Here is a 5,364-nt window from a genome sequence, read left to right on the forward strand (position 1 = left end):
TGCCGGGAGTCCAGACAGGAGGTCCGGTGTTCGTAGGCGCACTCGAACTGGATGTGCTGCTCGGTGACGTGCACTCCCTCAAAAGCAAGCGGTCGATGATCCGGCCGGTCCTCGCGGAACTGCGCCGGTTCGGGGTCTCGGCCACCGAAGCCGGGCATCAGGACCTGCACCGCCGCGCCCTGCTGGGGGTGGCATCGGCAGGTCCCGACGTCGGGCACGTCACCGACATCCTCGACCGGTGCGAACGCCTCGTCGCGGCCCGCCCCGAGTTGCAGTTGCTCGCAGCCCGCCGAAGAATTTTCGGTCCGGAAGACTGACCGGACGCCACAACGACACAGCCGCCCGCGGCTGAACACGACAGCCGCACCGCGGCGGAACACGACAGCCGCACCGCGGCGGACACAACAGCCGCACCGCGGCGAGGAGAGGAAGCGACTGACATGGCCGATCCAGCACGGGCCCGTCGTCTCGCCAAGCGCATCGCCACCATCGTGGCCACCGCGATCGATCACGAGATCAAGGATCCGCGGCTCGCGTTCGTCACGATCACCGATGCGAAGGTGACTGCCGACCTGCACGACGCCACCGTGTACTACACCGTGCGCGGAGCGGACCTCGACTCCGAGCCCGATCTCGCCGCGGCTGCCGCCGGCCTCGAGAAGGCCAAGGGAGTGCTCCGGACCAAGGTCGGCGCCGGGACCGGCGTGCGTTTCACACCCACCCTCACGTTCGTGACCGACACGGTGCCGGACACCGCCCGCCACATGGAGGAGCTGCTGGCCCGCGCCCGCGCCGCCGACGAGGCGGTCGCCAAGGCCCGCGAAGGTGCATCGCCCGCCGGCGAGGCCGATCCGTACAAGGAACCGCGTGAGCGAGACGCCGCCGGCGACGAATAGAACCGTCATGTCCGACATCACCTCGCCCGACAGCATCCCGTCCTCGACCGCCGTGGATCTCGGCGGTGCCGTCGAGCTGCTGGACGCGGCGACGTCCGTGACGGTGCTGTGCCACGTCCAGCCCGATGCGGACACCCTCGGTAGCGGCCTCGCGCTGGGGCTGGCGTTCGAACGCCGCGGCGTGCCCGTACAGGTCGCGTTCGGATCGCCCGACGACGTGCCCGGCTCGATGCGGGAGCTGCCGGGTCTGCACCTGGTGACGCCCGCCGCGGAAGTGCGGGAGACCGTCGACCTGCTCGTCACCGTGGACTGCGGCACGGCAGGGCGTCTCGGGCGGCTCGCGCCGCGGCTGCACGGCTCCACGCGCACGCTCGTCATCGACCACCACCGGTCGAACACCAGGTTCGGCACCCACGACCTCATCGAACCGGACGCCGAAGCGACCGCTGCGGTCCTCGCCGACCTCTTCGACGTGTGGGGCGTCGAGATCGACGCGGATCTCGCGCACTGCCTGTTCGCCGGGCTCGTCACCGACACGGGATCGTTCCGGTGGGGCCGGGCGAGCTCGCACCTGCTGGCCGAACGGCTCCTCTCGACCGGCATCGACGGCGCCCGCATCACCCGGCAGCTGCTCGACACCCATCCGTTCGGATGGCTGCCGATGCTGTCGGCGGTGCTCGCGACCGCGACGCTCGTCCCGGAGGCCGCCGGCGGTCGGGGTCTCGTCCACGCGACCGTGATGCGCGCGGATTCCGCGCACCTGCGTTCCGAGGAGATCGAAAGCGTCATCGACATCGTGCGGACCACCGCCGAGGCCGAGGTCGCCGCCGTCTTCAAGGAGGTCGGTTCCGGGGTGTGGACGGTGTCGCTGCGCTCGAAGGACGGGATCGACGTCTCGCTCGTCGCTGCGCGGCTCGGGGGTGGGGGACACCGCGCCGCCGCCGGCTACACCGCTCACGGCGATCGCACCGAGATCGTGGCGGAACTGCGTGACGCCCTCGGCTGATCGCGTCGTGTCCGAGGTTTCGGCGAAACGGATCCTCGGGCTCGCTCTGCCCGCGCTGGGGGTACTCGCCGCCGAACCGCTGTACCTGCTGTTCGACATCGCCGTCGTCGGCCGCCTCGGGGCACTGGCCCTGGCCGGGCTGGCCGTGGGCGGGCTGATCCTCGCGCAGGTCAGCACCCAGTTGACGTTCCTGTCGTACGGAACCACGTCCCGGGCTGCCCGGTTCCACGGTGCCGACCGGCACACCGACGCCGTCGGCGAGGGCGTGCAGGCGACCTGGCTGGCGCTCGGTGTCGGCGCCGTCGTGCTGGTCGTCGGGCAGGTGCTCGCCGGTCCGGTCGCCGGCCTGATCGCCGGGGACGGCGACATCGCCGGATCGGCCGTGACGTGGCTGCGCATCGCCCTGTTCGGGGCCCCGCTGATCCTCGTCACCCTTGCCGGGAACGGGTGGATGCGCGGCGTCCAGGACACCGCGCGGCCGCTGCGCTATGTCGTCGTCGGGCTGGCCTTGTCGGCGGTGCTGTGCCCGCTGCTCGTCCACGGCCTGCTCGGTGCGCCCCGATGGGAACTGGCCGGCTCGGCCGTCGCCAACGTGGCCGGACAGGCGGTGTCCGCGGCACTGTTCCTGCGGGCGCTGCTACGCGCGGGAGTGCCGCTGAAACCTCGGCGAACGATCATCGGCGCGCAACTGCGGCTCGGACGCGACCTCGTCGCCCGCAGCCTCGCCTTCCAGGCGTGCTTCCTGTCGGCCGCCGCGGTCACCGCGCGTTTCGGAGCCGCCGCGGTCGCCGCGCACCAGGTGGTGTTGCAACTGTGGAATTTCGTGGCGCTGACGCTCGATTCGCTCGCGATCGCCGCGCAGGCGCTGGTCGGGGCGGCGCTCGGATCCGCGGACCGGGGCGGCGCCCATCGCCTGGCGTGGCGGATCACGGCCTGGTCGACGGTCTTCGCGGCGGTGCTCGCGCTGCTGTTCCTGCTCGGCAGCGAGGTGATCCCCGGTCTGTTCACCGGCGACGACGCGGTACTCGATCAGATCGGTGTCGCGTGGTGGTTCTTCGTGGCGATCATGCCCGCGGCGGGTGTGGTGTTCGCGCTCGACGGAGTGCTGCTCGGCGCCGGCGACGCCGCGTTCCTGCGGACCGCGACGCTGGCGTCCGCGCTTCTCGGGTTCCTGCCGCTCATCTGGTGCTCACTCGTGTGGGACTGGGGTCTGGCGGGAATCTGGACCGGCCTTACGGTGTTCATCGTGTTTCGGATGGTGGCCGTCGTCTGGCGGACGCTGTCGGGACGATGGATGGTGACGGGAGCGGACCGGCAGGCGCGGTCCCTCGAACAGACGGAAGCGGAGGGGTAGAGCCGGTGGCGAAGCTGTGGGCGGTCAGCGACATCCATGTCGGGCACAAGGGCAACCGGCCCGTCACCGAGGACATCGTCCCGGAATCGCCGGACGACTGGCTGATCCTCGCCGGGGACGTCGCCGAGAAGAGCGACGACATCCGGTGGGCGCTGAAACTGCTGCGCAGCCGCTTCGCGAAGGTCGTCTGGGTGCCCGGCAACCACGAACTGTGGACCACGGCGAAGGACTCCGTGCAGATGCGTGGCGTCGCCCGCTACGACTATCTGGTCACCATGTGCCGGGAACTCGACGTGATCACCCCCGAAGACCCGTTCCCGGTGTGGGAGGGCGACGGGGGACCGGTGGTGCTGGTTCCGATGTTCCTGCTCTACGACTACTCGTTCCTGCCCGAGGGAACCACGACGAAGGCCGAGGGGCTCGCGCTGGCCCGGGACCGCAACGTCGTCGCGACCGACGAATTCCTGCTCGCCCCCGACCCGTACCTGACGCGTGACGCCTGGTGCCAGGCGCGCCTGGAGCGGACGCGGGAACGGCTCGACGCCCTGGATCCGGCGCTGCCGACGGTGCTGATCAATCATTTCCCGCTGGTGCGCGAGCCGACCCGGATGCTGTTCTACCCGGAGTTCGCTCTGTGGTGCGGCACCACCGACACCGCGGACTGGCACCTGCGCTACCGGGCGCTGTGTTCGGTGTACGGCCACCTGCACATCCCGCGCACCACCTACTACGACGGCGTGCGGTTCGAGGAGGTCTCGGTCGGCTACCCGCGCGAATGGCAGCGACGCGGCCTCCCCGATCAGGTGCTGCGGCAGATCCTGCCGGTCCCGGACTATCCGCCGGGCACTCTGAACAAGTGGGGCGGGCACTTCACGGTGACACCCGAGATGGAAGCGGAAGTGGAGAAGATGCGCGCACAGCGAGCGCGGGAACTACAGCGAGCGAAGGGACTGCGGTGACGGAGACGACCCGGAACATCCCCGACGCGTCCGAGACCCTGATCGGACGGATCCTGCCGGACGGCGTCGTCGCCGCCGAACTGTTCGAGGACCCGCCGGGTCTGGCGCCGCACCCGCAGGAGGAGGCGCTCATCGCGAAGGCCGTCGAGAAGCGTCGCCGGGAGTTCATCGGCGCACGGCACTGCGCGCGGCAGGCGATGCGACGGCTCGGTGTCGATCCGTCGCCGGTCCTCAAGGGCGAGCGAGGCGTACCGCTGTGGCCGCGCGGGGTCGTCGGCAGCCTCACGCACTGCGAGGGCTACCGGGGTGCCGTGCTCGGGTACTCGCTGCAGGTGCGGTCGGTGGGCATCGACGCCGAACCGCACGACGTGCTCCCGGACGGGGTGCTGCCCGCGGTGAGCCTCGAACCGGAACGCGACTGGCTCGCCGCCGCCCCCGACGACGACGTGCACTGGGACCGTGTGCTGTTCTGCGCGAAGGAAGCCACCTACAAGGCGTGGTTCCCGCTGACCGGCCGGTGGCTCGGCTTCGAAGACGCCCACATCACCTTCACCCGCGACGACAGCGCGGCGGGCGCGGTCGCGTCGGGGTCGTTCCGGTCGCAGCTGCTCGTGCCCGGCGACACCCGGGACGGGGCGCCGGTGTCGAAGTTCGACGGCCGCTGGCTGGTCGCCGACGGACTGGTGCTCACCGCCATCGCGGTGCGCTGAACCGGAGGTGGCAGAATCGGGCCACGTGTCTGCCACCGAGAATCCCGCCCTGGCCAATGCCGGTCTGCTCGTCGTCGACAAGGACCCGGGCATGACGAGTCACGACGTCGTGGCCCGCTGCCGGCGCCTGCTCGGCACCCGCAAGGTGGGGCACGCGGGCACCCTCGACCCGATGGCGACGGGCGTGCTCGTCCTCGGGGTGGAACGGGCCACGAAGATGCTCGGCCTGCTGTCGTTGACCACCAAGTCGTACACCGCGACGATCCGCCTCGGGCAGAGCACCGTCACCGACGACGCGGAAGGCGAGACGGTCGCGACCACCGATGCATCCGGCGTCACCGACGAGGAGATCGCCGCCGCGGTCGCCGCGTTGACCGGCGACATCGAGCAGGTGCCGGCGAGTGTCAGTGCGATCAAGGTAGACGGCAAGCGCGCCTAC

General features: G+C 70.8%; 6 protein-coding genes and 1 pseudogene. All 7 read left to right on the forward strand.

From position 1 onward, the window contains the following. Window positions 1-26 precede the first annotated feature (26 nt). On the forward strand, window positions 27-317 hold the full coding sequence (locus I0Q12_RS22665) for a DUF503 domain-containing protein (RefSeq protein WP_197254956.1): 291 nt from the start codon (window positions 27-29) through the stop codon (window positions 315-317). A gap of 123 nt (window positions 318-440) precedes the next feature. Then, the gene (gene rbfA / locus I0Q12_RS22670; protein WP_197254958.1) at window positions 441-896 is read left to right on the forward strand and encodes a 30S ribosome-binding factor RbfA; all 456 of its coding nucleotides are present in this window, start codon (window positions 441-443) and stop codon (window positions 894-896) included. Window positions 897-903: 7 nt separating this feature from the next. Continuing rightward, entirely contained in the window at window positions 904-1,902 is a 999-nt protein-coding gene (locus I0Q12_RS22675) for a bifunctional oligoribonuclease/PAP phosphatase NrnA (protein WP_197254967.1), read from the forward strand. 7 nt (window positions 1,903-1,909) lie between these two features. Further along, window positions 1,910-3,256 carry an MATE family efflux transporter gene (locus I0Q12_RS22680; RefSeq protein WP_307846435.1) on the forward strand — a complete coding sequence of 449 codons (1,347 nt, stop codon included), beginning with the start codon at window positions 1,910-1,912 and terminating at the stop codon, window positions 3,254-3,256. Between the two features lie 5 nt (window positions 3,257-3,261). Then, the gene (locus I0Q12_RS22685) at window positions 3,262-4,215 is read left to right on the forward strand and encodes a metallophosphoesterase (RefSeq protein WP_307846436.1); all 954 of its coding nucleotides are present in this window, start codon (window positions 3,262-3,264) and stop codon (window positions 4,213-4,215) included. A 38-nt stretch (window positions 4,216-4,253) separates the two neighbouring features. Next, window positions 4,254-4,925, forward strand: a complete 672-nt coding sequence (gene npt / locus I0Q12_RS22690) for a 4'-phosphopantetheinyl transferase Npt (RefSeq protein ID WP_197254971.1) — start codon at window positions 4,254-4,256, stop codon at window positions 4,923-4,925. Between the two features lie 25 nt (window positions 4,926-4,950). Further along, window positions 4,951-5,364: pseudogene (locus I0Q12_RS33585) on the forward strand (tRNA pseudouridine(55) synthase TruB); the annotation flags it as partial.

The sequence above is a fragment of the Rhodococcus sp. CX genome (assembly GCF_015865005.1).
Taxonomy (GTDB): Bacteria; Actinomycetota; Actinomycetes; order Mycobacteriales; family Mycobacteriaceae; genus Rhodococcus.